At 57.8% G+C, this 23,779-nt stretch carries 29 protein-coding genes; 19 read left to right on the forward strand and 10 right to left on the reverse strand.

What is annotated here, in order from left to right:
• Positions 1 to 9: 9 nt before the first annotated feature.
• The 4 genes from ACR0J7_RS12005 to ACR0J7_RS12020 all read right to left on the reverse strand — a co-directional run bounded on the left by ACR0J7_RS12005 (position 10) and on the right by ACR0J7_RS12020 (position 2,842).
• Positions 10 to 708, reverse strand: a complete 699-nt coding sequence (locus ACR0J7_RS12005) for a transglycosylase SLT domain-containing protein (protein ID WP_480773981.1) — start codon at positions 706 to 708, stop codon at positions 10 to 12.
• 72 nt (positions 709 to 780) lie between these two features.
• Positions 781 to 1,209, reverse strand: coding sequence for an Lrp/AsnC family transcriptional regulator (locus tag ACR0J7_RS12010; protein WP_267363085.1), 429 nt, complete (start codon positions 1,207 to 1,209; stop codon positions 781 to 783).
• A gap of 52 nt (positions 1,210 to 1,261) precedes the next feature.
• The gene (locus tag ACR0J7_RS12015; protein ID WP_480773982.1) at positions 1,262 to 2,581 is read right to left on the reverse strand and encodes an MFS transporter; all 1,320 of its coding nucleotides are present in this window, start codon (positions 2,579 to 2,581) and stop codon (positions 1,262 to 1,264) included.
• Between the two features lie 3 nt (positions 2,582 to 2,584).
• Positions 2,585 to 2,842 carry a metal-sensing transcriptional repressor gene (locus ACR0J7_RS12020; RefSeq protein ID WP_480546232.1) on the reverse strand — a complete coding sequence of 86 codons (258 nt, stop codon included), beginning with the start codon at positions 2,840 to 2,842 and terminating at the stop codon, positions 2,585 to 2,587.
• Between the two features lie 133 nt (positions 2,843 to 2,975).
• Between ACR0J7_RS12020 and ACR0J7_RS12025 the strand changes: the two genes are divergently transcribed.
• The 7 genes from ACR0J7_RS12025 to ACR0J7_RS12055 all read left to right on the forward strand — a co-directional run bounded on the left by ACR0J7_RS12025 (position 2,976) and on the right by ACR0J7_RS12055 (position 7,756).
• Positions 2,976 to 3,590, forward strand: a complete 615-nt coding sequence (locus ACR0J7_RS12025) for a ribonuclease D (RefSeq protein WP_480914401.1) — start codon at positions 2,976 to 2,978, stop codon at positions 3,588 to 3,590.
• Positions 3,587 to 4,555, forward strand: a complete 969-nt coding sequence (locus tag ACR0J7_RS12030; protein WP_480773983.1) for a KpsF/GutQ family sugar-phosphate isomerase — start codon at positions 3,587 to 3,589, stop codon at positions 4,553 to 4,555. Before ACR0J7_RS12025 ends, ACR0J7_RS12030 begins: the two co-directional genes overlap by 4 nt.
• Positions 4,556 to 4,566: 11 nt before the next feature.
• A complete protein-coding gene (gene lptC, locus ACR0J7_RS12035) occupies positions 4,567 to 5,166 on the forward strand; it encodes an LPS export ABC transporter periplasmic protein LptC (RefSeq protein WP_267363092.1) in 600 nt (199 codons plus the stop codon).
• A gap of 3 nt (positions 5,167 to 5,169) precedes the next feature.
• The gene (locus ACR0J7_RS12040) at positions 5,170 to 5,661 is read left to right on the forward strand and encodes an LptA/OstA family protein (RefSeq protein ID WP_480483925.1); all 492 of its coding nucleotides are present in this window, start codon (positions 5,170 to 5,172) and stop codon (positions 5,659 to 5,661) included.
• Positions 5,661 to 6,419 carry an LPS export ABC transporter ATP-binding protein gene (gene lptB, locus ACR0J7_RS12045; protein WP_480474775.1) on the forward strand — a complete coding sequence of 253 codons (759 nt, stop codon included), beginning with the start codon at positions 5,661 to 5,663 and terminating at the stop codon, positions 6,417 to 6,419. Before ACR0J7_RS12040 ends, lptB begins: the two co-directional genes overlap by 1 nt.
• A 251-nt stretch (positions 6,420 to 6,670) precedes the next feature.
• Positions 6,671 to 7,234: a ribosome hibernation-promoting factor, HPF/YfiA family gene (gene hpf / locus ACR0J7_RS12050; RefSeq protein ID WP_480483926.1), complete on the forward strand. Its 564-nt coding sequence runs from the start codon at positions 6,671 to 6,673 to the stop codon at positions 7,232 to 7,234.
• 57 nt (positions 7,235 to 7,291) lie between these two features.
• Positions 7,292 to 7,756: a PTS sugar transporter subunit IIA gene (locus tag ACR0J7_RS12055; RefSeq protein ID WP_267363095.1), complete on the forward strand. Its 465-nt coding sequence runs from the start codon at positions 7,292 to 7,294 to the stop codon at positions 7,754 to 7,756.
• 54 nt (positions 7,757 to 7,810) lie between these two features.
• Here the strand turns inward: ACR0J7_RS12055 and dalA are convergent, their stop codons facing one another.
• On the reverse strand, positions 7,811 to 8,326 hold the full coding sequence (gene dalA, locus ACR0J7_RS12060; protein ID WP_267363096.1) for a divisome-associated lipoprotein DalA: 516 nt from the start codon (positions 8,324 to 8,326) through the stop codon (positions 7,811 to 7,813).
• Positions 8,327 to 8,495: 169 nt separating this feature from the next.
• Here dalA and ACR0J7_RS12065 point away from each other — a divergent pair, with 169 nt between their 5' ends.
• Both ACR0J7_RS12065 and ACR0J7_RS12070 read left to right on the forward strand, forming a co-directional pair.
• Positions 8,496 to 9,095, forward strand: coding sequence for a L,D-transpeptidase (locus ACR0J7_RS12065; protein WP_267363097.1), 600 nt, complete (start codon positions 8,496 to 8,498; stop codon positions 9,093 to 9,095).
• A 139-nt stretch (positions 9,096 to 9,234) separates the two neighbouring features.
• Positions 9,235 to 9,417, forward strand: coding sequence for a hypothetical protein (locus ACR0J7_RS12070; RefSeq protein WP_117870963.1), 183 nt, complete (start codon positions 9,235 to 9,237; stop codon positions 9,415 to 9,417).
• Positions 9,418 to 9,577: 160 nt separating this feature from the next.
• Here ACR0J7_RS12070 and hemH read toward each other — a convergent pair whose 3' ends face one another.
• Together hemH and ACR0J7_RS12080 are read right to left on the reverse strand one after the other, a co-directional pair.
• Positions 9,578 to 10,627 carry a ferrochelatase gene (gene hemH / locus ACR0J7_RS12075; protein WP_480900031.1) on the reverse strand — a complete coding sequence of 350 codons (1,050 nt, stop codon included), beginning with the start codon at positions 10,625 to 10,627 and terminating at the stop codon, positions 9,578 to 9,580.
• A 57-nt stretch (positions 10,628 to 10,684) separates the two neighbouring features.
• Positions 10,685 to 11,515 carry a methyltransferase domain-containing protein gene (locus tag ACR0J7_RS12080; RefSeq protein ID WP_480900029.1) on the reverse strand — a complete coding sequence of 277 codons (831 nt, stop codon included), beginning with the start codon at positions 11,513 to 11,515 and terminating at the stop codon, positions 10,685 to 10,687.
• Between ACR0J7_RS12080 and ACR0J7_RS12085 the strand changes: the two genes are divergently transcribed.
• Genes ACR0J7_RS12085 through ACR0J7_RS12100 form a run of 4 tightly spaced genes read left to right on the forward strand, consistent with a single transcriptional unit; the run spans position 11,496 to position 13,839 of the window.
• A complete protein-coding gene (locus ACR0J7_RS12085) occupies positions 11,496 to 12,260 on the forward strand; it encodes a double zinc ribbon domain-containing protein (RefSeq protein ID WP_480900027.1) in 765 nt (254 codons plus the stop codon). The two genes, ACR0J7_RS12080 and ACR0J7_RS12085, sit on opposite strands and share 20 nt — an antisense overlap.
• Before the next feature lie 38 nt (positions 12,261 to 12,298).
• Positions 12,299 to 12,556: a glutaredoxin 3 gene (gene grxC / locus ACR0J7_RS12090; RefSeq protein ID WP_480483930.1), complete on the forward strand. Its 258-nt coding sequence runs from the start codon at positions 12,299 to 12,301 to the stop codon at positions 12,554 to 12,556.
• Positions 12,556 to 13,386, forward strand: a complete 831-nt coding sequence (locus ACR0J7_RS12095; protein WP_480773986.1) for a carbon-nitrogen hydrolase family protein — start codon at positions 12,556 to 12,558, stop codon at positions 13,384 to 13,386. The genes grxC and ACR0J7_RS12095 overlap by 1 nt, the downstream gene beginning before the upstream one ends.
• A gap of 12 nt (positions 13,387 to 13,398) precedes the next feature.
• Positions 13,399 to 13,839 (forward strand): MarR family winged helix-turn-helix transcriptional regulator, encoded by a 441-nt coding sequence (locus tag ACR0J7_RS12100; RefSeq protein WP_267363106.1) that lies wholly within the window; start codon positions 13,399 to 13,401, stop codon positions 13,837 to 13,839.
• Positions 13,840 to 13,842: 3 nt separating this feature from the next.
• Here the strand turns inward: ACR0J7_RS12100 and ubiG are convergent, their stop codons facing one another.
• Positions 13,843 to 14,589, reverse strand: coding sequence for a bifunctional 2-polyprenyl-6-hydroxyphenol methylase/3-demethylubiquinol 3-O-methyltransferase UbiG (gene ubiG, locus ACR0J7_RS12105; protein ID WP_480773987.1), 747 nt, complete (start codon positions 14,587 to 14,589; stop codon positions 13,843 to 13,845).
• A gap of 48 nt (positions 14,590 to 14,637) precedes the next feature.
• Between ubiG and pip the strand changes: the two genes are divergently transcribed.
• The 6 genes from pip (at position 14,638) to infB (ending at position 21,944) form a co-directional block, all read left to right on the forward strand.
• Positions 14,638 to 15,615, forward strand: a complete 978-nt coding sequence (gene pip / locus ACR0J7_RS12110) for a prolyl aminopeptidase (protein WP_267363109.1) — start codon at positions 14,638 to 14,640, stop codon at positions 15,613 to 15,615.
• The gene (locus tag ACR0J7_RS12115) at positions 15,612 to 16,433 is read left to right on the forward strand and encodes an ABC transporter substrate-binding protein (protein WP_480914404.1); all 822 of its coding nucleotides are present in this window, start codon (positions 15,612 to 15,614) and stop codon (positions 16,431 to 16,433) included. Before pip ends, ACR0J7_RS12115 begins: the two co-directional genes overlap by 4 nt.
• Before the next feature lie 160 nt (positions 16,434 to 16,593).
• On the forward strand, positions 16,594 to 17,184 hold the full coding sequence (gene rimP / locus ACR0J7_RS12120) for a ribosome maturation factor RimP (RefSeq protein ID WP_267363111.1): 591 nt from the start codon (positions 16,594 to 16,596) through the stop codon (positions 17,182 to 17,184).
• Entirely contained in the window at positions 17,184 to 18,803 is a 1,620-nt protein-coding gene (nusA, locus tag ACR0J7_RS12125) for a transcription termination factor NusA (RefSeq protein ID WP_480488115.1), read from the forward strand. The genes rimP and nusA overlap by 1 nt, the downstream gene beginning before the upstream one ends.
• A 22-nt stretch (positions 18,804 to 18,825) precedes the next feature.
• Positions 18,826 to 19,449: an RNA-binding protein gene (locus ACR0J7_RS12130; RefSeq protein ID WP_480488113.1), complete on the forward strand. Its 624-nt coding sequence runs from the start codon at positions 18,826 to 18,828 to the stop codon at positions 19,447 to 19,449.
• An 8-nt stretch (positions 19,450 to 19,457) separates the two neighbouring features.
• Positions 19,458 to 21,944, forward strand: a complete 2,487-nt coding sequence (gene infB, locus ACR0J7_RS12135) for a translation initiation factor IF-2 (protein WP_480488111.1) — start codon at positions 19,458 to 19,460, stop codon at positions 21,942 to 21,944.
• Positions 21,945 to 22,010: 66 nt separating this feature from the next.
• On the opposite strand, the gene ACR0J7_RS12140 is transcribed toward infB, so the two are convergent.
• Both ACR0J7_RS12140 and ACR0J7_RS12145 read right to left on the reverse strand, forming a co-directional pair.
• Positions 22,011 to 22,838, reverse strand: coding sequence for an alpha/beta hydrolase (locus ACR0J7_RS12140; RefSeq protein WP_480914406.1), 828 nt, complete (start codon positions 22,836 to 22,838; stop codon positions 22,011 to 22,013).
• Positions 22,839 to 22,841: 3 nt separating this feature from the next.
• Positions 22,842 to 23,726 (reverse strand): tryptophan 2,3-dioxygenase, encoded by an 885-nt coding sequence (locus ACR0J7_RS12145; protein WP_480483938.1) that lies wholly within the window; start codon positions 23,724 to 23,726, stop codon positions 22,842 to 22,844.
• Positions 23,727 to 23,779 lie beyond the last annotated feature (53 nt).

Genomic DNA, 23,779 nt, shown 5'->3' on the forward strand with positions numbered 1-23,779 from the left:
GCAGGTTTCCTAATTGAAAGGGATGAAAGCAGTTGCTGTGCTATTGGTCGGGACCAGAGAGCCCAAGGCAGTGGTGGCGGGTGAAGCCACTAGCACCGGAATCAAGGGCGTTCCGGCCCTTGTGAACGGATCGCGTGACTTGCCAGAAAACCCGTGCGAGGGCGGGTTGTCCAATTGAGCCATCACTGTCTGGAACCGACCACGATAAGCCTCGGCCAGAGCATTCGTGCGGGAATGATACGCCCCGGCCGCAGCAGGCCACGAACCAAGTTCGAAATAAAGGTCTTTCAGGAAGCGGGCGGCGTAGGTTGCGTTCGCATCCGGCTCAAACATCGCATCGATCGAGCGGAAGGCCTTACCATGCCAGCGATAATTGACCTGGAAACACCCGACGTCAAAGCTGCGAGAGCCCGCTTTGAAAATTTTGAAAACATAGGCCTTGGCCTCGGCCTCGGACTTGAACCAATACCCCTGACCTTCGGCATTTATTGTCCAGGGCCAGGGCTGCAACAGCCCGTCGACTGTTCGCCCGGTTTCAACGCGAGTTATGGCGCGCAGCACGTCCAGCGGAACATCTTCGGACAGTGCCGCACGGCGCGCGGCCTGATCACAAAGCCCGCCTGTCGGTGCTGCGTGCATGGCAGAACCCACCTGCGCCAACAGCACATGCAGTATCATGAAAGCAATTGGTATTCTGCGAATTGGCATTCTGCCGGTCCGGGATTCTGGTGTTCCCGGCCAAGCTAGCCGCCGATCGGTTTACAGAGAGTTATCGCAGCCTCAGTTTCGGTCGATCCTGCGCCCGAAAACAACGCTTGTATTGGTGCGCAGGACGCCGGGGATCTTCGCCAGATCGTCCACCAGAATGTCCAGATCCTCCAGCCTCGGGGCATCTGCGGTCAGCATCAGATCGAATTCACCATTGATCGACAGGCATAGTTTGACCTCGGGATAAGCCTCGAGCCGTTTAAGGATCCGGTTGGTTTCCTTCTGCTGCACTTCCAGCATGACGATGACCTGCACTTTGGGCGTGTCTTCCGTGGACCCAAGGCGCACGGTGTATCCGGTGATTACGCCGCGATGTTCCAGACGATTGATCCGTTCATGCACAGTCGTGCGGGCCACACCCAGCGAGGCCGCGATCTGCGTGGTCGAGGCACGTGCATTGGCTTGCAGGGCGGCGATGATACGGCGGTCAAGCTGGTCCATTGGGGCTCCGGTTTGCGGTAAGTCCGGGTTTAGATCAGATGGACATCCTTTCTCAAGGCTCACGCGGTATGCGTGGGTGCAGGTCGTCGATTATGATCGGGTGCGCGTGCGGGCCCGCCCCGGCCAGATGCGGATGATCGGCTGGCAGATCGGGGTGAGTGTGAACAACCGGTTCCTGATCGTCACGCGGCCAAAGGCTGACTGCCACAATCACGCCTGCCACGGACAGAATAGACATACTGCCGAGCGCAACAGTCGGCCCATAAACGGTCATTATCCACCCAGCCAGCGGATACAGCACCAGCCAGCAGCCGTGTGACAGAGTAAACTGTGCAGCAAAGACAGCGGGGCGGTCTTCGGGATGGGCGGAACGGGTCAACAAACGACCCGAAGGCGTAAGGGTTGTAGAATATCCAAAGCCAGTAAAAGCCCAAAAAACGGCAAGGACACCCAGCGTAAGCGGGATCGTCGCGGTCAGAACCGAGGCGACGGCCATAGCGCCCGACGCAAGAATGGCTCCGGACAGCATAACCTTGCGATCCTCAATCCGATTCAGCAGTCGGGGCAGAGTAAACGCCGCCAGCATCGACCCGCCGCCAAATCCGGCCAGTGCAATGGCCACGGCGCTTTCTGACAGGCCAAGGGTGGCCCGCACGATGACCACTGTGTTGACGATTACCATCGAACTCAGCGCTGCGGCGCTCCAATTAAGCGCAAGCAGCCCCCTCAGCCGGGGCGTTTTCAGATAGATGCGAATTCCGCGTGTCGTGCGGTCATAGATTCCGCGTGGTTTGCTGGGCTTGGGCGAGGGCAGGACGACCGAGACCACCAGCAATGCCGAAGCAACAAATCCCAGCGCTGTGCCCCAGAACAGGCTGTTGAAGCTGACCAGCAACAGAAGAGCCGCGGCAAACATCGGGCTCAGCAGGCTTTCCATGTCGTAGGCAAGACGTGACAGTGACAAAGCGCGGGTATATTCGTTTTCGTCCGGCAACACGTCCGGGATCGTTGCCTGAAAGGCGGGCGTAAAGCCCGCCGAGGCGGATTGTAGCACGAAGATCAGCACATAGATTTGCCAGACCTCGGTCACGAAAGGCAGGCATACAGCGACTGCGGCGCGGATCAGGTCCAGAAGAACCAGCATTTTCCGACGGTCCAGCCGCTCGGCAAATGCAGCGGCCAGGGGGGCCACGGTGACATAGGCCACCATCTTGATCGTTAGCGCGGTGCCCAGCACAAGGCCAGCAGCGTCTCCGGCCAGATCAAAGGCCAGCAGCCCAAGCGCGACTGTGGCCAGCCCGGTTCCGGTCAGGGCGACGATCTGGGCAGCAAACAGGTGGCGGTAGGTCCGGTTTTTTAGAATGCTCAGCATGGTTCAGAGGTATTTCGTAATGGCTTTGAAATCCTCGATCCCGCCGCTATCGCCATCGGAAGACAGGCAATGGTCGATGTGATCATGGATCAAGGCGCGCTTGGCGTTGGTGACCGCTTTTTCAACGGCAAACAGCTGTTGGGCGATGTCAGAACAGGGCGCCTGACCTTCAAGCATGGCAATGACCTTTGCCAGATGCCCGTGGGCCCGTTTCAGCCTTGCCGTGATATGCGGATGCGACTCGCGGGGTACATTTGTCATGATGTATCCCTATCCCCCCCATGAGGATATTGTCAATCTTGTTGCGGGGATTTGCCCGTGACTTTTGGACGGCGTTGAGTTTATGGACCAAACCGCCTATCTCGGAGGCGATACCGCACAAAGGAATAGTCGGGTGGCGAACCATTTGTACAAAAACGACCTGCCGGACGGGCTGGATCTGGGCCCTGTTGTGGCCATTGACTGTGAAACCATGGGTCTGAACCCACATCGGGACCGCTTGTGCGTGATTCAGATGTCGGGTGGTGACGGCAACAGCCATATCGTGCAGGTGGAAAAAGGCCAGACTGAGGCGCCGAACCTATGTGCCATGCTGGAAAACCCTGACGTGCTGAAGCTGTTCCATTTCGGGCGCTTCGACATCGCCGCTATGTACCATACATTTGGTGCTCTGGCCGCGCCGGTTTATTGCACCAAGATTGCCAGCCGCCTGGTGCGGACCTATACCGACCGGCATGGGCTCAAGAACCTGTGTCAGGAACTCATCGGTGTCGATATTTCCAAACAGCAACAGATGAGCGACTGGGGCGCAACCTCATTAACGGACGCTCAATTGGATTATGCTGCGTCTGACGTTCTTTATCTGCATCAGCTGCGCGATGCGCTGAACATTCGGCTGGCTCGCGAGGACCGGACTGAAATGGCGCAGGCCTGTTTTGACTTCCTGCCGATGCGTGCGAAACTGGACCTCGCCGGTTGGCCCGAAACGGATATCTTTGCGCACTCATGACCGATACCGAAGCATTCCTGAAAACCGCCCGTCAGGTGGTGACTGACGAAGCCCGCGCGCTGGACGTACTTGCCGACAGTCTGGACGCGCATTTTGCTGAAGCCGTGCAGCTGATCCTTCAGGCCACCGGGCGCATCATAATCAGCGGTATCGGCAAGTCAGGCCACATAGGTCACAAGATTGCGGCCACGCTGGCCAGCACCGGAACGCCTGCCTATTTCGTGCATCCGGCCGAGGCCAGCCATGGTGATCTTGGCATGGTCTCCAAGGGTGATGTGGTTTTGGCGATTTCGAATTCGGGCGAGGCACCGGAACTTGCCAATCTGCTGGCCTTTACGCGCCGCTTTGGCATTCCGCTGATTGGATTGTCCAGCAAACCTGACAGCACATTGATGAAACAGGCCGACGTACATCTTCTGATCCCGTCGATGGGCGAGGCCTGCGGTTTTGGTATGGTGCCGTCGATCTCCACAACGCTGACCCTTGCCATGGGGGATGCACTGGCGATTGCCCTCATGAAATACCGCGATTTCCGGCCCGAGGATTTCCGTGCCTTCCATCCCGGCGGCAAACTGGGTGCTCGGCTGAGCACAGTACAGGATCTGATGCATGTCGGAGAGGCCCTGCCTCTGATTGCGGCACATACTCCGATGAGCGATGCGCTGATCGAAATCAGCCAGAAGGGGTTTGGTGTTGCTGGCGTAACAGACCCGCAGGGTCAATTGGCAGGGATCATTACAGACGGTGACTTGCGGCGCCACATGGATGGGCTGCTGAACAAAACGACCGAGCAGGTCATGACCCCCAACCCCACAACCATATCCCCGGATGCGTTGGCGGAAGAAGCGGTAGCAATCATGAATGACCGTAAGATCACCTCGCTCTTCGTGGTTGACGAGGCGACATCAGGTCAGGCTTTGGGGCTGCTTCATATCCACGACTGCCTGCGCGTCGGTCTGGGCTGAGGGAGGCTGAAGTGGACAGGTATTCCCGCATGGTGCAGTTCCTGAAGGTGCTGTTGCCGCTTGCGGCTATTGTGATGTTGTCCACGGTATTCCTGCTGTCCCGCAGTATCGAAACAAACGTTTCCGTGCCTTTCGCGCAGAAAGACATTGATGAGAGACTGGCACAACAGGTGGTAACGCGGCCGGATTACCGCGGAACGACCCGCAAGGGAGAGACCGTGCACATCGAGGCGGTGCAAGCCACGCAGGGCACCGAGGCGTCGGTTCCGACCGCTTCCGAGTTTCGCGGCCGCTTTGGGCTGCTCAATGGCGGCACAATTACGCTGGATTCGAATTCCGGCCTGATCCGTCCGGATAGTGGAACAGCAACCTTTGTTGGTGACGTGGTCATCACCACGGCGGATGGGCTCAAGGTCACGACGGATCTGCTCAATACCTCGTTGGACGAAGTCCGGGGCGATACGCCGGGGCAGGTGAACGGAACCGGTCCGATCGGTAACTTTTCCGCGGGGCGTATGACCTTTGGCACTGAAAAAACGGACGGGCCGGTCCATATTGTTTTTACAGATGGTGTGAAGCTGGTATACGAGCCTGAAAAAGCAGAAAGATAACTTGTGTTCGATTTTCGATTTGTTCCTTTGTGCCTCGCCTTGATCGCGGGCGCCGCGCCCGTGACTGCGCAAGAGGCGCAGGTGGCTTTTGGGTCCGCGAATGCCGATCCGAGCCTGCCGGTCGAGGTGACATCGGAAACCCTGAACGTCAATCAAGAGGACGGATCGGCCGAGTTCATCGGGAATGTCATCGTCGTACAGGGTGAAATGCGACTGACAGCCGAACGCGTGCTGGTTATCTACAATCAGGAACGCTCGGCGATCGAGCGAATGGAGGCCACCGAGAATGTGGTTCTGGTCAGCCCGCCGGATGCAGCGGAAGGCGACTGGGCTGAATACAAGATCGGCTCGGGTGAGATTGTCATGAAGGGCAATGTCCTTCTGACACAGGGCCCCAGCATCATCAGTGGCGATCAGATGAACGCCAACCTGACATCGGGCACTGCGACAATGACCGGGCGGGTCAAAACGATCTTGCAGCAGGGAAACAACTGATGGCGCGTCCCGATCTGAAACTGACCGAGGGCAGTTCCGGGCTGCGCATCGAGAAGCTGCGGAAGTCCTACAAAAAAAAGACGGTGATCCGCGATGTTTCGATGACGTTGGGTCGGTCCGAAGTGGTGGCGCTGCTGGGGCCGAACGGGTCTGGTAAAACCACAACGTTCTATTCAGTTGCGGGCCTTGTGTTCCCAGAGGCGGGAAAAGTCACGATCGACGGCCAGAATGTGACTACTTTGCCGATGTACCGGCGGGCACGGATGGGGATCGGCTATTTGCCGCAGGAGATGTCGATCTTTCGCGGCATGAGCGTCGAGGACAACATTGCTGCCGTTCTGGATATCACGGTCTCTCATGCGCATAAGCGCAAAGAGCGTTTGGAAGAGCTGTTGTCTGACTTCTCGATCGAACACTTGCGCCGGGCCCCGGCTCTGGCGTTGTCAGGCGGCGAGCGCCGCCGTGTTGAGATCGCGCGCTGTTTGGCCGCAGACCCCAAATACCTGCTGCTGGATGAACCGTTTGCAGGCGTTGACCCGATTAGTGTCGGGGATATTCGCCATCTGGTCGCGGATTTGAAAAAACGCGGTATTGGTGTGCTGATCACCGATCACAACGTCCGGGAAACGCTGGAAATTGTCGACCGGGCCTATATCCTGCATGACGGTCAGGTTTTGATGTCCGGCACACCTGATGAGGTTGTCGAAAACGAGAATGTGCGCCGCGTCTATCTGGGCGAGAATTTCCGCATTTCATAACCTTGCGCGGAGTTGTGCCAATTGCATGGCGGAAATCGCGTATATACACATCTGTTTTGATTGACTCTTCCCTCGTCTCTTGCCTCAATTGGCTTATGGCATTTACCCGGTTCCAGTCTGGATCTCGATGTCCCTTCTTCGAAGGGCTGGAAACAAGGCAACCGCGGAAAATGTCTCTACCCCCCACCCGATAAAAACAAGCTCGTCGCGTTTGCGGCGTCAGAATGGGTGTGAATTGTGAAGGAGATCACATGCGTTACCAAATCAGCGGAAAACAGATCGACATCGGTGCGGCGTTGCAGACACACGTGCAGACCGAACTGAATGAGGTCGTGGGCAAGTATGCGCAGCGGCCTACGGATGCCAACGTCGTCTTTTCCCGTTCGGCGCATGAATATGTATGCGAAACAACGGTGCACCTGTCCACTGGCCTGACGGCGCAGGCCAAGGCCCATGCAACCGAGATCTACGCGGCATTTGAGGCATGCTGTGATAAAATGGAAAAACAGTTGCGTCGTTACAAGCGCCGCCTGAAGGACCACCACAAGGATCGGGCCGAACCGGTTGAACTCTTTGGGGCGTCCTCTTATATCCTCGCTTCTAATGAATCGGAGTCGGTCGAAGAACCCGAATCGCTTCAGCCAATGATTGTGGCTGAGATGGAAACAAAAATCCCATCTTTGAGCGTTGGAGAGGCCGTTATGCAAATGGAACTTGCCGGTGCGCCAGTACTGGTGTTCAGAAATGAAAACAAGGACGGATTGAATGTCGTTTATCGTCGCGAAGACGGTAATATCGGCTGGATTGATCCGTAACAGGCAAGGATACGGGGCTGCACCCGCTGATGCGGGTGCGTGCCATGGAGCGTGATCATGGAGCTTTCGAGCATACTGAAGCCCGAAGCGGTGCGTGTATTGTCCGCGGCTTCCAGCAAGAAGCGGCTGTTTCAGGAAATCGGTGACGTCGCCGCGGCGACGCTGGGCATCGATCCTCAGGAAGCGGTTGATTTCCTGCTGGAGCGGGAAAGCCTTGGACCGACCGGTGTCGGCCATGGTGTGGCGCTGCCGCATGCGCGCCTGCCCGATCTTGATTCGGTTTCAGGTGTTTTTGTCATGCTTGAGAAGCCCATCGATTTCGGTTCGGTTGATCGCCAGCCTGTGGACATCGCCTTCGCGCTGTTTGCACCGGAAGAGGCGGGTGTTGATCACCTCAAAGCTCTGGCGCTGGTGTCTCGCACATTGCGGGATACTTCGGTTTGCACCAAGCTCCGGGCGAACCCTGATCCGGTAAAGCTCTATGCGATCCTGACTGAGGCGCAGTCTATGCAAGCCGCCTGATTAACAAAAAAAGCCCCCGAAAACCGGGGGCTTTTTTCTTTTCATTTGACCGGATCAACCACCGGTTCCCATTTCCAGCGTCCACCAGATTTTACCACCGCCTTCCTGATGCCAGGCGAATCCCATTTGGGTGGCTTTGGCGTCCATGATGACAGACCTTGGTCCAGGTTCCTGCATCCATGCGGCAAGTGTTTCCGTCTCGGTCTCGTAGGTTTCGGAAATGGCTTCCCCCAGGAACGTTCCGAAATAGCCGACACGCGCTGCCCGGTCGATTGGTGATGAACCGTCTGACCCAAAGTGCCAGGGCCGGTTCTGCCGCGACATATCCTTTGAATGTGTCGCTGCCGCTGCGTTCAGCTGCGCGTTCAGCTGTACGGGCTGCAACCCCTGTGCCTGACGCAAAGCATTGACCGAATCAAGCATGCGGAACTGCAGCTTTTCCGGATTGCCGCGGATCTTGTACACGGTCGGCAATGGGCGACCATCAGATCCCAGAGTGGTTGAGCCAGTGTTGGTACATGCCGCAAGTGCGACAAAGCAAATCAACAGTAAAGAAACGATGCGCGTCATGTTCGACCTGATTATTGTATCACAACAGGGCATAGCGCGCCTGCTTGTTCTGAGCAAACGCGCAATGGCCACAACTTGCGTGATTCTGCCGGTTTGGTTTGCGACTGAAGCATTCTGGCAATAGAATGCCTCTGATTTCAGACCTCACCTAAACACAGGACCCGTCGTCATGGTCAAAAAGCGCATTCATTCGCCCACCCGCAGGGGGTTTCTGGCAGGGGCTACCGCCACTCTGGCTACACCGGCACTGGCGCAATATATCCCGGGCGACCCGCTGCGCCCTGCACCCGAAACCGAACCGGCAGTTCGACGCAACGTATCCGGGTTCCGGGCATTGGATTGGCAACCGTATTTCTCGAACACCAGAAATGGCGCCATATTGGTCGACACCGTCTCAAGAGCGCTGCATTACTGGTCGGATGACCAAACAGTCTATAAGTTGTACCCGTCGTCGGTTCCGCTGACCGAAGAACTCACCCGGCGCGGGCGCACCAGTGTGATCCGCAAGGTCGAAGGCCCAAGCTGGTCTCCGACGCCGTCGATGAAGAAGAGAAATCCGGAATGGCCGGACTACATTCCTCCGGGTCCTGATAACCCATTGGGAACACACGCTTTATACCTGAGCTGGAAGTATTATCGCATTCACGGGACGCACGATACACGCAAAATCGGCCGCAGATCTTCGAACGGCTGCATCGGCCTTTTCAACGAAGACATCGCCGAGCTGTTTTCGATGGCGAAGGTTGGCACGCAAGTGTTGCTAATTTGACGACATTTTCGTGTACGAACCCGCTCACCGGTCAAGTTGCAATTGCATTCCCGCTCTAATGCTGATTAGAAAAAACTACGAGGTAAGTCTTAGATGTGCGGCTCTGGATATTGGAGCCGTGCAAATTCTGGAGGTTAATATGAAGAAACTCGTTCTCGCCGCAGCTCTGACTGCAGCAGCTTCGACTGCATATGCTGGCAACCTGGAAGAGCCGGTTGTTGAAGCACCAGTTGTTGTTGAAGAAACTCAGGGTTCGTCGCAGGGCATTCTGCTGCCGCTGATCCTGCTGGTCGTTGTTGCTGCTGCTGTTGCTGCAAGCTAATCCGACACGGAATTCATGAAAAAGGCGGTGGAGCAATCCACCGCCTTTTTTATTTCCAACAGGTCTTCAAGCCTGTTGCGCGCCGGGGGATACTGACAGGCCAGTATCAAGCCGAGCCTAACGTTCTCATAGGAAATGCGGGTTGCGTTCTGTAAACGCTTTACGCCAGCCACCCGCACAGATTGTCTTCGATCACCTTTCCAAGTGCCGCGATATGGGCGTCGTCATCGTTAAGGCATGGAATATAGGTAAACGCCTCCCCGCCTGCTTCTTCGAAGCTCTCTTTGATTTCTTCGTTAATCTCTTCAAGCGTTTCGATGCAGTCAGCAGAAAACGCCGGGGCAATAACTGCAATGTTCTTTTTGCCTTGCTTCGCCAGGTCGGCCACGTGATCCACCGTGTAAGGTTTCAACCATTCTTCGGGGCCGAAGCGCGACTGGAAGGTCGATACCAATTGATCATCTGTCCAGCCCAGCCGCTCCTTTAACAGCCTCGTCGTTTTAGCGCATTGGCAGTGATAGGGATCGCCCTGCTGAAGATACCGCTCGGGCATCCCGTGATATGAGCAGACAAGAATGTCGGGCTTTGTCTCCATAGCCTCGTATGCGCGTTCAACAGACTGTGCCAGCGCATCGATATAGATGGGTTCATCGAAATAGGCCGGAACGGTTCGCGTCGCGGGCTGCCAGGCTTCGTCCATCAGTGCGCGAAAGAACTGGTCGTTGGCGGTGGCCGTCGTTGCGCCAGCGTATTGAGGGTAAAGCGGAAAAAACAAGATGCGATCGCACCCTGCGGCTACCATCGCGCGCACTTTGGATTTGGTCGACGGGTTGCCGTAACGCATACAGAAATCGACCATGACCTGATCACCGTATCGTGCCTGCATCGTCTGGCTCAGCTTGGCGGTCTGGTCCTTGGTGATGGTCATCAGCGGACTTTCGCCTTTTTCCTGGTTCCAGATCGATTTGTATGCCTCGCCAGAACTGAAAGGTCGCTTGGTCAGGATGATCGCCTGTAGAATCGGTTGCCATTTCCACTTTGGATAATCGATGACACGCTGGTCCGACAAAAACTCATTCAGATATCGGCGCATCGGCCAATATGTGTAGTCGTCCGGCGTGCCCAGATTGGCCAGCAATATGCCGACGCGCCCCATCCTGATCTTGGGATGATCCGTAGGAGCATGAGCGGGTCGAGTGGCATCAAACATATGAAGCTTCCTGAATTTCTTGCGTTAGGGCCTGAAATAAGGGGATTTGGTCGCGCGTCAATCGGGCAGTTTGCCCTCGTCCGTGCGCAAGGCGTCAGCCAAACGTGTTTGCGCCGACCCGGGACGCAGTGGCTTTGGTTGACTGTCGTGGGGGGCCCATCCTGTCAGGCAGATCAGTTCGAACGTGGCTGCCAGACGTCCCGATACTGTGGTGAAATGAGACGCGTAAATGTTTTGCGCGGCCTCAAATACTGCGCGGTTGGTCGGGTGTTTCAGTCGCCCGGATAACGCATTGGCCTCACCCATATGCCGCAGATCGTGCATCAGGTGCCAGATGTCACGGTACTCAGCCGTGAGCGGCACCGAGTCTGCGACTGGCAAGGCCAGACCTGCCCGCTGCAACAAACCGCCGAAGTCTCGCAACCCGGCCATCGGGGCGATGCGGGGGCTGAGGCCACCGGTAACGTCAATCTCGGCCTGACCCAACGCCGCGCGCAATTCGTGCAACGTTTCGCCGCCCAGACAAACAACCAGCAACAACCCGTCGGGTTTCAGCGCGCGGTGGCATTGGATTAACTGACCCACCGGATCGTTTGCGCAGTGCAGTGTCATGGCGTGGATAACAAGGTCATGGGCGCCGGGTTGCAGTGCCAGCACATCGTTGTCCGCTATGATCGAGGCTTCGGGAAACGCGTCCGTCCAAAGCTGCGGGTATGCGGTCACGATCGCTGCCGCCGTAAAGGTTTTGTTAACCATGGAGAGCCGATCCTGAACCTCGTCCATCGCGGCGCGGTGCAGAAAAAGGGCGTCATCCTGCACGCGGCTGCGATGACGCAGAATGGCGGCACGGTCAAAAAGTGAGGGTGCAGTGGGTTCGGGCAGTTTCATAGCTGGCAAGTATCGCATCGCGCAACGGATTCAAACCGCACTTGCGCTGATTTATCCAACACGTTGCATGGGGTGCGGCGACCTGACCGAGTCCGATTTTGGCCTGTGTGGCCCATGCTGGCGGGAAACGCCATTCATTGGCGGCACGGTCTGTGAAAGTTGCGGTCTGCCCCTGATCGGGGGGCAGGACGAGTTTCGGACCGAGTGCGATGATTGCCTGAAGACCGCGCGCCCCTGGAGGGCAGGACGCGCAGCGCTTTTGTATGACGGCAAGGCGCGGTCACTGATCCTGGCGTTGAAACATGGTGATCGGCCCGAACTGGCCCGCCCTGCCGCGCAGTGGATGGTGCAGGCAGGGCGCCCATTGTTGCGACCGGATATGGTGATTGTTCCGGTTCCTTTGCATTGGTCTCGGTTGCTGAAAAGGCGATACAACCAGTCAGCACTGTTGGCGCAGAACCTGGCGCGCGAGACAGGATTGGAATGTGTACCCGATCTGTTGATTCGCAAAAAAAAGACGCCGGTGCTGGACGGCAAAACAGCTGCCGAGCGGGCACAGATTTTGGGCGACGCGATATGCCTTCACCCCCGAAAAGCCCGCCATCTTACTGGCCGGGACATTTTGCTGGTGGACGATGTGATGACATCCGGGGCAACACTGGCCGCATGCACTCGTGCCTGTCAGGCGGCGGGGACAAATCATATTTTCGTGTTGGCTCTGGCGCGCGTTGCCAAGGATGCCTAATTCGCCCAAGATTGCGCGAAATCCGAAGGGAACGGAAAATGAAGTCGGTAGAGATCTATACATCGCCACTGTGCGGGTATTGTCATGCAGCCAAACGCCTGCTGAAGCAGAAAGGTGTCGAGTTCAAGGAGATCGACGTGCTGATGCACCCCAAACGCAAACCTGAAATGATTCAACGTGCCGGAGGCAAACGCACGGTCCCCCAGATTTTCATCGGCGCTACGCATGTCGGCGGTTGCGATGATTTGTACGAGTTGGAGCGTCAGGGCAAGCTTGACCGTCTGCTTGCGGCCTGATGAAAACCGCGCTGCTGCAAATCACCTCGTCGGACGATCCGGCAGAAAACCTCGGGATGGTCCGAGGCATGATGGCCGAAGCGGCAGAACAGGGCGCCCGCTTTGTTCTGACGCCAGAGGTTACGAATTGCGTTTCGACCAGCACCACACGGCAGCGCGCGGTTTTACAACATGAAGAAGATGACATCACTTTGACGGGCCTGCGCGAACAGGCTGCTGATCTGGGTGTATGGCTTCTGATCGGCTCGTTGGGGCTCAAGACTCATGACAATGACGGTCGTTTTGCCAATCGTTGCTTTATGATCGGACCGCAAGGTCAGATCGTGGCGCGGTATGACAAAATCCATATGTTCGATGTGCAGGTCACCGAGACCGAGACGTTCCGCGAATCAAAGAATTACCGCCCAGGCGAAAAAGCGGTTATCGCAGATACGGATTTCGGCAAGGTTGGTCTGACCATCTGTTACGATATCCGCTTTCCATATTTGCACGCGGCACTGGCGCAGGCGGGCGCGCGCATTCTGACCGTCCCGGCCGCGTTCTCGCCGGTCACAGGTGCCGCGCATTGGGAAGCCTTGCTGCGCGCACGTGCAATCGAAACCGGGTGCTGGGTGCTGGCCCCGGCCCAAACAGGGGAACATCCAAAAACCGGCGGTAAAACACGCTATACTCACGGTCACAGCATGGTCGTCGACCCGTGGGGAAAGGTGCTGATCGACGCAGGGACCGATCCAGGCATTCACATTTTCGATTTGGATGATAGTTCTGTGACTGAGGCACGGCGACGTGTCCCTTCACTGCACCACCGCCGTTCCTTCGACGGACCCTGACAGAACGGAACAATGACAGACGACACCAATGCCCTTGCGGTCACGCTGTTCAGCGAGATCCTGACCGCCGACCAGCTATTGCGGAACCGGCTTAGCCGGGTGCTGCCCAAGGGCATGGAAATCTCGCATTTCTCGGTTCTGAACCACTTGGCTTTTGTCGCGGATGAGCGTAGCCCGGCGCAGCTGGCCAACACGTTCCACGTGACCCGAGGGGCGATGACCAACACCTTGGCCAAGCTGGAATGGGCCGGATACATCCACATCCGCCCCGACTGGGACGATGCCCGCCGCAAGATGGTCGCGATCAGCCCCGCCGGTAAACGCGCGCGGGATCAGGCGATTTCCTCGATTGCTCCGTTGATCAACCGCGTGGTCGGAGAGTTGGGGGACGACCGTGTTCGGTCGACACTGCCAGTGCTGCGCGATCTGAGAAAACAGCTGGAAGGGGAATAACCCTCAGCCCGGTTTCACACTCGCCGTCACATAGTTCACGCTTAAGTCCCGGTCCGAGATCGACCAGCTCCAGAGGATCGGGTTGAAGACGAACCCCTTGCGGTCCACCGGGTCCATCCCGGCCTGACGCAGCAGGTCGAACAACTCATCAGGGGTGATGAACTTGTTCCACTCATGCGTGCCGCGCGGCAGCCAGCGCATGACGACCTCGGCCCCGAAAATGGCCATGGCATAGGATTTCGGGTTGCGGTTGATGGTTGAGCAGATCAGCAGCCCGCCCGGCTTGAGCAATTTTTGCGAGGCGGTCAGGAAGCCCTCCGGGTCGGCCACATGCTCGACCACTTCCATGTTCAGGACCACGTCGAACTGCTCACCTGCGGCGGCCATGTCTTCGGCTGTGGTGTGGCGATAGTCGATCTCCAAACCGGATTGCTCGGCATGGATACGCGCAACAGGCAGGTTGCCTCCGGCGGCATCGGCCCCGACGACCTCGGCCCCCAGACGTGCCATGGGTTCGCTTAGCAGACCACCGCCACAACCGATATCCAGCAGGCGCAGCCCTTCGAACGGATTTCGCGCTTTCAGATCGCGGTCGAATTCACCGGCAATCTGCTGTGTGATATAATCCAAACGGCAAGGATTCAGCATGTGCAACGGTTTGAATTTCCCATGAGGGTCCCACCATTCCGCCGCCATCGCTTCGAATTTTGCGATCTCGGATGGATCCACCGTGTTCGGATGCGCTTGCATTCCTGTCTCCGTATGCTCTTTTACGCTTAAGGACTATATAGGGCCATAATGGACAAGTACCCGGACCAAAAGCGCGCAGTTCAATATCTGTACCCGCCGATCGATCCGTTCGACCAGCGTATGGTCGATATGGGCGACGGGCACCGTATCTATGTGGAACAATGCGGCAACCCCGAAGGCATACCGGTGGTGATCCTGCATGGCGGTCCAGGCGGTGGCTGTAGCCCCGCAATGCGGCGTTATTTTGATCCACAGGCCTACAGGGTGATTCTATTTGATCAGCGTGGGTGTGGCCGGTCTCGCCCCACGGCTTCGGTTGAAAACAACACGACATGGCATTTGGTGGCCGATATTGAACGGTTGCGCGACCTGTTCGAGATTGATGAATGGATTGCTTTTGGCGGCAGCTGGGGCGCGACCCTTGCGTTGATCTACGCGCAGTCGCATCCAGACCGGGTCAGCCGATTGGTGCTGCGCGGTGTGTTCCTGGCAACTGACGCTGAACTTGACTGGTTTTATGGCGGCGGAGCGGGACGTTTCTGGCCGGAACAGTGGCAGAAATTTACCTCACTGTTGCCCGAGGTGGAGCTGAAGGACACCATCACCGCCTACAATAAACGCCTGTTCTCGGGGGACCGCGCGACCGAGACCCTGTATGCGCGGGCATGGTCGCACTGGGAAAATGCGCTGGCGTCGATCCACACGAACGGATCAGTGGGCGAAAGCCCCGGCGAATACGCCCGTACATTTGCCCGGCTCGAGAATCACTATTTCTACAATAAGGCGTTCCTGGAAACGGATGGGCAGATCCTAGATCAAATGGACCGGATCGCTCATATCCCGGGACACATCGTGCAGGGGCGATACGACATGATTTGCCCGCCGCAGGCCGCCTGGTCGCTGAGCGAACGCTGGCCGAATGCCGAGATTAAGATGGTGCGTCAGGCCGGTCATGCGCTTTCTGAACCCGGGATCAGCGCAGAACTGATCCGGATCATGGATCGCGTGGCGGAGGGTTTGGCATGACACGCATCGACCGGCGTGCCTTGTTTGCCTCGGGTGCCGCAGCCGCGCTGCTTGCCGCGACTGGCGCATCCCTGGCGGACAGACCCGAGAAAGGCGGCACGCTGCGATTGGCCGTACCGCGCGACGACAGTCTTGAGCAGGTGGCACGCGGTGCGGTTTTCGACACGCTGACCGAGATCGCCCCGGATGGCACTTTGCGGGGCGAGCTTGCGACGGGCTGGCAAACCGACGCCGATGCGAAGGTCTGGAGCTTTGATCTGCGCAATGATGCGGTGTTCCACGACGGCGCGCCTTTGGACATCTCAGACGTTGCGACCGTATTGGCCGAAGTCGGGCATACCGAGGCATTGACCGCCAACCGTTTGCGGCTGGAACTGGCCGAGGCAAATCCGGGCCTTCCATTCCTTTTGGCGGAAAGTCGTTTTGTCATTGCCCGCTATGGCGAAGGCGTCACGCCGCTACACAGGGCCAACGGTACGGGTTGCTACCGTGTCGAGCGCGCCGAAGACGGGCGACATTTCCTGGGTCGCCGTGTTTCGGGACATTACAAGGACGGTCAGGCCGGTTGGGTCGATGCATTCGAAGTGATCGTTATTCCCGATGCCCGTGTCCGCGCCGAGGCATTGCGCGATGGCTACGTCGATATTGCGGCTTTCCCAGATCCGTCCGAGATCCGCAGTACGCGCGGTTTTCGCTTCCATCCTTCCGAGACCGATATGGCACTGGCCGTTTCAGGGGCAGTGGGATTGCCGCGGCAGATTGCCGGACGCACGGTTCTGGACGACGGTCGTATCGCTGAACGGTGGTGGATCGCGTAATTCCGGGTGATACTTCTGTCGGGGGTTGCAGACTCGGATCATCCTGCGTATATGCAGTTTCAACAGCGGTGCGTTGGACTTCCGGTCCAAGGCTCCACCGGAAAATTCGACGGGCCGCGCGCCCGTTTTTTTGTGCCCGACTGACAGGGTAGAGAACCTGATGACAAACGACCTGATAGCCAAAGCTGCCATCGACCGGCGACTTGCCGAGATCATCACCCCGGTGATCGAAGATCTGGGGTATGAGCTGGTCCGTGTCCGGCTGATGAGTGGTAAGCAGACCACGCTGCAAATCATGGCTGACAAACCCGAAGGCGGCATCGAAGTGGATGACTGCGCCGAGATTTCGAATGCGGTCAGCGCCACCCTGGATGTCGAGGACCCGATCCTTGACGCCTATACGCTTGAGGTGTCCAGCCCCGGTATCGACCGCCCCCTGACCCGCCTCAAGGATTTCGAGACTTTCGAGGGGTATGAGGCCAAGATCGAAACTTCTGAACTGATCGATGGCCGCCGCCGGTTCAAAGGGGAACTGGCCGGGATTGAAGGGGAAGAGGTTCTGATCAATATCCCCGAAGGGTCCGAGACGATCACCATCGGCCTGCAATTCGACTGGCTGAGTGATGCCAAGCTGGTCCTGACCGATGACCTGATCAAGGAAATGCTGCGCCAGCGCAAGGACGCCGGTGCCCTGAACGAAAACGCTTTCGACGAGATTGAGACCGAAGGGTCCGAAGAGGAGACGAACTGATGGCAATTACCTCAGCCAACCAGCTGGAGCTGCTGCAGACTGCCGAGGCCGTGGCCCGCGAAAAGATGATCGACCCCGGTCTGGTTGTCGAAGCGATGGAGGAATCGCTCGCCCGCGCCGCCAAGAGTCGCTACGGCGCCGAGATGGACATCCGCGTGTCCATCGACCGCAAGACCGGCAAGGCGACCTTCACCCGTGTGCGCACCGTGGTCGAGGATGAGGAGCTTGAGAACTATCAGGCCGAGTTCACCGTCGAACAAGCCAAGCAGTACATGGAAGATCCGCAGGTCGGTGACGTTTTCGTTGAAGAAGTGCCGCCGGTCGAAATGGGTCGGATCGCGGCGCAGTCGGCCAAGCAAGTGATCCTGCAAAAGGTCCGCGAAGCCGAGCGGGATCGTCAGTATGAAGAATTCAAGGATCGTGCGGGCACCATCATCAACGGTGCCGTCAAGCGCGAGGAATTCGGCAATGTTATCGTCGATCTCGGCGGTGCCGAGGCTGTTCTGCGCCGCAATGACAAGATCGGTCGCGAAAGCTATCGTCCGAATGATCGTGTGCGCGCGTATATCAAGGAAGTCCGCCGCGAAGTGCGTGGCCACCAGATCTTCCTGTCGCGTACCGCACCAGAATTCATGGCCGAGCTGTTCAAGATGGAAGTGCCGGAAATCTATGACGGTATCATCGAGGTCAAGGCCGTGGCCCGTGACCCCGGTTCACGCGCCAAAATCGCCGTGATCTCGTATGACGGCTCGATCGACCCTGTTGGCGCCTGCGTTGGTATGCGCGGCAGCCGCGTGCAGGCCGTTGTGAACGAACTGCAGGGAGAGAAGATTGACATCATCCCGTGGAACGAAGACCAACCGACCTTCCTGGTGAACGCGCTGCAACCTGCCGAGGTTTCGAAGGTTGTTCTGGACGAAGAAGCAGGCAAGATCGAGGTTGTCGTTCCGGAAGAGCAGTTGTCTCTTGCAATCGGTCGTCGCGGTCAGAACGTGCGTCTGGCAAGCCAGCTGACCGGGCTGGATATCGACATCATGACCGAAGCTGAAGAATCGGCGCGTCGTCAGAAGGAATTCGAATCTCGTACCAAACTGTTCATGGACAGTCTGGATCTGGACGAGTTCTTTGCGCAATTGCTGGTTTCCGAAGGCTTCACCAACCTCGAAGAAGTTGCCTATGTCGAGATTGATGAACTTCTGGTCATTGACGGCGTCGACGAAGGCACTGCGCAGGAACTTCAGACCCGGGCGCGCGAGTTCCTGGAAGCCCAGGCCAAAGCCGCTCTGGATGCGGCGCGCGCACTGGGTGCCGAGGACAGCCTCATTGAATTCGAAGGCCTGACCCCCCAGATGGTAGAGGCGCTGGCCAAGGACGATGTGAAGACGCTGGAAGATTTCGCAACCTGTGCAGACTGGGAACTGGCCGGTGGCTGGACCACGGTCGACGGTGAACGCGTCAAGGATGATGGCGTGCTGGAGCCCTTTGGCGTCACGCTCGAAGAAGCACAAGACATGGTCATGACTGCGCGTATCCTGTTGGGTTGGGTTGATCCGGCCGAGTTGGAGCAGGCGGAAGAAGACATCGACGGCGACGCAGCAGACGAGGAGGTCGAGGCCTGATCTCAGGTCTCGGGTGGCGCGTATGGGTCGCGGTGGCGTCCATAAGGATCGGTCTGACGGACCCGAACGCAAGTGCATCGCCACAGGCGAGGTTCAGCCTAAATATGGCTTGATCCGCTTTGTGACGGGCCCGGACGGTCAGGTCTTTCCGGATGTCGCGGCAAAGTTGCCGGGACGGGGCGTTTATGTGGCGGCGGATCGTGCTGCGCTGGACAAGGCCATTGGTAAGAAACTGTTTGCGCGGGGGTTCAAGGCACAGGTGACTGTGCCTCAGAACCTCGCGACAGAAGTTGAAAAGCAGATCGCGCGCCGTGTGATTGAGTTGCTCAGTCTGGCGCGCAAGTCCGGCGACGCGGTTGCCGGGTATGAAAAGGTCAAGTCGTGGCTGGACCGGGAAGAGGCTCAGGTGCTGATTCAGGCCACTGATGGATCGGGGCGCGGCAAGTCGAAGCTCAGTACGCCGCACTTCGGAAAATACATCGGTTGGCTGACGGCAGACGAATTAGGGCAGGCATTTGGGCGCCAAACGGTGATTCATGCGGCCTTGGCCTCTGGCGGACTCGCCAAACGTGTTGTAGAGGAAGCGCAGCGCCTGCGTGGCTTGCGCGAAACGGATGACGGCGGCAAGGGCCGCGCGGAAGGGTAAGAAGCTTTATGAGCGATAGTGACGGCAAAAAGACATTGGGTCTTCGTGGCGGGGCACGCCCCGGAAATGTGAAACAGAGTTTCAGCCACGGACGCACCAAGAATGTCGTGGTGGAAACCAAACGCAAGCGCGTGGTGGTCCCCAAGCCGGGCGCGGCAAAGCCGGGTGGCGGTGCCGCCCCTTCGGGTGATCCGTCGCGTCGTCCCGCAGGTATTTCGGACGCGGAAATGGCGCGCCGTATGAAGGCTTTGCAGGCTGCCAAGGCCCGCGAGGTCGAAGAGGCCGCTGAACGCGAAGCCGCTGAAAAGGCACGCGAAGAAGAGCGCGTGCGCCGCCGCGCGGAACAGGAAGCGAAAGAACGCGAGCAGCGTGAAGCGGAAGAGCGCGCGCGTCAGAAAGCCGAAGATGAAGAGCGCAAGCGCGTGGAGGCTGAAGAAGAAGCCAAGCGTGCCGCTGTTGCTGCTGCCGCTTCGCCGGCCCCTGAAGAAGCCAAAGCTGCACGCAGCCCGGCCAGCAAACCTGCGCCTGCTGCCGCACCTCGCAAGCAGGATCGCGAACGCGAACAGCGCGGTCGTGGCAAGGGTCGTGAAGACAACCGTCGTTCGGGCAAGCTGACACTGGGTCAGGCCACCGGTGACGAAGGCAGCCGCCAGCGGTCGATGGCAGCGATGAAGCGCAAGCAGGAACGCGCCCGTCAGAAAGCCATGGGCGGTTCGGTCGAGCGGGAAAAGGTGATCCGCGACGTACAACTGCCTGAGGCGATCATGGTCTCGGAACTGGCCAACCGTATGGCCGAGCGCGTGGCTGACGTGGTCAAATCACTTATGCAGATGGGCATGATGGTCACGCAGAACCAGACCATCGACGCTGATACTGCCGAGCTGATTATCGAAGAGTTTGGCCATAAGGTCACCCGCGTCTCTGATTCGGATGTTGAGGACGTCATCAAAGAGGTCGAAGACAGCGAAGCCGATCTGAAGCCTCGTCCGCCCGTCATCACCATCATGGGTCACGTCGACCACGGGAAAACATCGCTGCTGGATGCAATCCGCGATGCGCGTGTTGTGGCTGGTGAGGCCGGTGGCATCACCCAGCATATCGGCGCCTATCAGGTGAAAACCGATGGCGGCTCGACGCTGACCTTCCTGGATACACCCGGACACGCGGCCTTCACCTCGATGCGCTCGCGTGGTGCCCAGGTGACCGACATCGTGGTTCTGGTCGTCGCTGCCGATGACGCGGTCATGCCGCAGACAATTGAGGCGATCAATCACGCGAAGGCAGCCAAGGTGCCGATGATCGTGGCGATCAACAAGATCGACAAACATGATGCAAATCCGGACAAGGTGCGCACCGATCTGCTGCAACACGAAGTGATCGTCGAGAAAATGTCGGGTGAGGTTCAGGACGTAGAAGTGTCTGCCATCACCGGTCAAGGTCTGGACGAGTTGCTGGAAGCCATCGCATTGCAGGCCGAGATTCTGGAACTGAAAGCCAACCCTGATCGCGCTGCCCAGGGTGCCGTGATCGAGGCACAGCTGGACGTGGGCCGCGGCCCGGTCGCTACGGTTCTGGTTCAGAACGGTACATTGCGTCAGGGCGATATCTTTGTCGTGGGTGAGCAGTATGGTAAGGTCCGTGCTCTGATCAACGACAAGGGTGAGCGCGTCAAGGAAGCTGGCCCGTCGGTTCCCGTTGAGGTTCTTGGTCTGAACGGTACGCCTGAAGCAGGCGATGTTCTGAACGTGACCGAGACCGAAGCACAAGCCCGTGAAATCGCCGCCTACCGTGAACAGGCCGCCAAGGACAAACGCGCTGCCGCTGGTGCCGCAACGACCCTTGAACAGTTGATGCAGAAGGCAAAGGAAGACGAAAACGTCACCGAGTTGCCCATTCTGATGAAAGCAGACGTTCAGGGTTCGGCGGAAGCCATCGTTCAGGCAATGGAGAAGATCGGCAACGAAGAAGTACGCGTGCGCGTTCTGCATTCGGGTGTTGGTGCCATTACTGAAACGGATGTCGGTCTGGCTGAAGCGTCGGGCGCTCCAATCTTTGGCTTCAACGTGCGGGCCAATGCCTCAGCACGGAATACCGCAAACCAGAAGGGCGTCGAGATTCGCTATTACTCGGTGATTTATGACCTCGTAGACGACGTAAAAGCAGCCGCATCCGGCCTGTTGAGCGCCGAAATTCGCGAGAAGTTCATTGGCTACGCCGAGATTCGCGAAGTCTTCAAGGTTACTGGCGTTGGCAAGGTTGCTGGCTGTCTGGTCACCGAAGGCGTGGCGCGTCGTTCTGCCGGTGTCCGCTTGCTGCGCGACAACGTGGTGATTCACGAAGGCACGCTGAAGACGCTGAAGCGTTTCAAGGACGAAGTGGCCGAGGTTCAGTCGGGTCAGGAATGCGGTATGGCGTTCGAAAACTACGACGATATCCGCGCAGGCGACGTGATCGAAATCTTCGAGCGCGAAGAAGTCACCCGCACGCTGGACTAGCCCGGCAAAGGATGAAAACGAAAAACAGCGGCCCCCTTAGGCCGCTGTTTTCTTTTACCGAAGCGCTTATTTTGTCTGGGGCAGAAACGCATCTGAATGCATGATGATATCGAAATGATGCATTCCTTGCGCGAGCATAAAGCTGACAGAGTGTCCGGCCTTTCGCAGCCTTTCAGCATAGTCGCGGCTTTGGCGAATGAACTCACCTGTATCCCGTTCGGCTACCGAAACATGGTATCGAGGACCGGGCCGGGGCAGATTGCGGATGGGTGACAGATCGTTGACCTCGACCGGCGTCAATTGCAGTGGATCGTTCACCGACATCAGGCTGATCGGTTCCAGGTCGTATATTCCGCTGATCAGAATCACATCCCGCACCCGGAGCCCCGCTTTGGCAAGGGCATCTGATGAGGTTGCCATCACCATCGCCGCCAGATGCGCGCCTGCACTGTGACCTGACAGGGTGATCCGCGACGGATCGAACCCCAACTCCCCCGCCTTGGCCGCCAGCCACAACAACGCGTCACGGCATTCGTCGATCATGTCGCCAACCCGGGCATCGGGTGCCAGCGTGTAGTTTACAGTCGCAAAAGCTTGCCCGTGTTCTACCAGACCTGGTGCCATCAGAGACGATTCATTCTGGCTGAGCGCCTGCCAGTACCCGCCGTGAATGAAGACGTGCAGGGGTGCCTTGTCATCGCGAGCGGGAAAGAAATCAAGGACTTGTACGGGGCTGTCACCATAAGCCAGGGTTTCCCGTACCGGATAGTCGGCCCGCGCCTGAGCGCTTAGCGCCTTATAGCTGGCAAGATACGGGCTTAGGTCGCCGCCGATCATTGTGCTGGGGGAGTACTCCCGCTCCAGCTCGGATTGCGAAAATCCTCGATACAACATGTCTTAGGTCTGCCCGCTGTACATCAATTCGGTGCGCACGTCGTAAAGGTCGTGGAAAAACCGCAGCTCTAGCGCCTTTCGCAAAAAGGCCACGCCGCTTGAGCCACCAGTGCCGGGTTGCATCCCGATCACGCGCTCAACTGCGGTGGCATGATCAAAGCGCCAGCGTTGAAACAGGCTTTCCACATCCATCAGTTTTTCGGCCAAAGCATAAAGATCCCAGTATTTTTCAGTGTTGCGGAATACCTCGACCCAGATTTGTACCACGCGCGAATCGCCGCAATAGGGTTGGGCGTAATCGCGTTCGATCAGATCCTTGGGCACGTCGAACCCTTGACGGGCCAGCATGTGCAACACTTCGTCATAAAGCGACGGTTTGGTCAGAGCGGCATTCAGCATCTCCATCACCTCTGGGTCATGCGCATGGACCTTCAGTGTTGACGCATCCTTGTTGCCAAGAATGAACTCAATCTGCCGATACCCGTAGCTCTGAAACCCTGACGAGCTGCCCAGTGCCTGCCGAAACGTTAAATAGTCGGCAGGCGTCATGGTCAGAAGGGTTTCCCAGGCCGCAATCAGCTGCCGCTGAATGGCCTTGATGCGGTCGAGGTTTTTCATCGCTGGGCCAAATTCATCCTGTTGCAAAAAACGGCGCACCTCGACCAGTTGGTGATGCATCAGTTTCAGCCACAGTTCGCTAACCTGATGGATGATAATGAACAGCATCTCGTCCGGCTGCGCGGGGTCCTGAAAGGTCTTTTGCAGGTTCAGCAGTGTTTTGAGTTGCAGAAAATCTCCATAGCTTTTGCGATGTGTCTCGGCGAAATCAGTGACCAGAGTGTCTTCGACACCTCTTTGCAACAGACGATCGTCTTTGTTCGCGCCCATCTCATGCCTCCCTTGTGCGATCCTTGCACCTGTCTAGGCGTTGAGTTCGTAAC

This window comes from Ruegeria sp. O4, from assembly GCF_056535125.1.

Coding starts and splice junctions, on each gene's coding strand:
- ACR0J7_RS12005 (WP_480773981.1), bottom strand. CDS start 708: ATGCCAATTCGCAGAATACCAATTGCTTTCATGATACTGCATGTGCTG.
- ACR0J7_RS12010 (WP_267363085.1), bottom strand. CDS start 1,209: ATGGACCAGCTTGACCGCCGTATCATCGCCGCCCTGCAAGCCAATGCA.
- ACR0J7_RS12015 (WP_480773982.1), bottom strand. CDS start 2,581: ATGCTGAGCATTCTAAAAAACCGGACCTACCGCCACCTGTTTGCTGCC.
- ACR0J7_RS12020 (WP_480546232.1), bottom strand. CDS start 2,842: ATGACAAATGTACCCCGCGAGTCGCATCCGCATATCACGGCAAGGCTG.
- ACR0J7_RS12030 (WP_480773983.1), top strand. CDS start 3,587: ATGACCGATACCGAAGCATTCCTGAAAACCGCCCGTCAGGTGGTGACT.
- lptB (WP_480474775.1), top strand. CDS start 5,661: ATGGCGCGTCCCGATCTGAAACTGACCGAGGGCAGTTCCGGGCTGCGC.
- hpf (WP_480483926.1), top strand. CDS start 6,671: ATGCGTTACCAAATCAGCGGAAAACAGATCGACATCGGTGCGGCGTTG.
- ACR0J7_RS12055 (WP_267363095.1), top strand. CDS start 7,292: ATGGAGCTTTCGAGCATACTGAAGCCCGAAGCGGTGCGTGTATTGTCC.
- dalA (WP_267363096.1), bottom strand. CDS start 8,326: ATGACGCGCATCGTTTCTTTACTGTTGATTTGCTTTGTCGCACTTGCG.
- ACR0J7_RS12065 (WP_267363097.1), top strand. CDS start 8,496: ATGGTCAAAAAGCGCATTCATTCGCCCACCCGCAGGGGGTTTCTGGCA.
- ACR0J7_RS12070 (WP_117870963.1), top strand. CDS start 9,235: ATGAAGAAACTCGTTCTCGCCGCAGCTCTGACTGCAGCAGCTTCGACT.
- hemH (WP_480900031.1), bottom strand. CDS start 10,627: ATGTTTGATGCCACTCGACCCGCTCATGCTCCTACGGATCATCCCAAG.
- ACR0J7_RS12080 (WP_480900029.1), bottom strand. CDS start 11,515: ATGAAACTGCCCGAACCCACTGCACCCTCACTTTTTGACCGTGCCGCC.
- grxC (WP_480483930.1), top strand. CDS start 12,299: ATGAAGTCGGTAGAGATCTATACATCGCCACTGTGCGGGTATTGTCAT.
- ACR0J7_RS12095 (WP_480773986.1), top strand. CDS start 12,556: ATGAAAACCGCGCTGCTGCAAATCACCTCGTCGGACGATCCGGCAGAA.
- ACR0J7_RS12100 (WP_267363106.1), top strand. CDS start 13,399: ATGACAGACGACACCAATGCCCTTGCGGTCACGCTGTTCAGCGAGATC.
- ubiG (WP_480773987.1), bottom strand. CDS start 14,589: ATGCAAGCGCATCCGAACACGGTGGATCCATCCGAGATCGCAAAATTC.
- pip (WP_267363109.1), top strand. CDS start 14,638: ATGGACAAGTACCCGGACCAAAAGCGCGCAGTTCAATATCTGTACCCG.
- ACR0J7_RS12115 (WP_480914404.1), top strand. CDS start 15,612: ATGACACGCATCGACCGGCGTGCCTTGTTTGCCTCGGGTGCCGCAGCC.
- rimP (WP_267363111.1), top strand. CDS start 16,594: ATGACAAACGACCTGATAGCCAAAGCTGCCATCGACCGGCGACTTGCC.
- nusA (WP_480488115.1), top strand. CDS start 17,184: ATGGCAATTACCTCAGCCAACCAGCTGGAGCTGCTGCAGACTGCCGAG.
- ACR0J7_RS12130 (WP_480488113.1), top strand. CDS start 18,826: ATGGGTCGCGGTGGCGTCCATAAGGATCGGTCTGACGGACCCGAACGC.
- infB (WP_480488111.1), top strand. CDS start 19,458: ATGAGCGATAGTGACGGCAAAAAGACATTGGGTCTTCGTGGCGGGGCA.
- ACR0J7_RS12140 (WP_480914406.1), bottom strand. CDS start 22,838: ATGTTGTATCGAGGATTTTCGCAATCCGAGCTGGAGCGGGAGTACTCC.
- ACR0J7_RS12145 (WP_480483938.1), bottom strand. CDS start 23,726: ATGGGCGCGAACAAAGACGATCGTCTGTTGCAAAGAGGTGTCGAAGAC.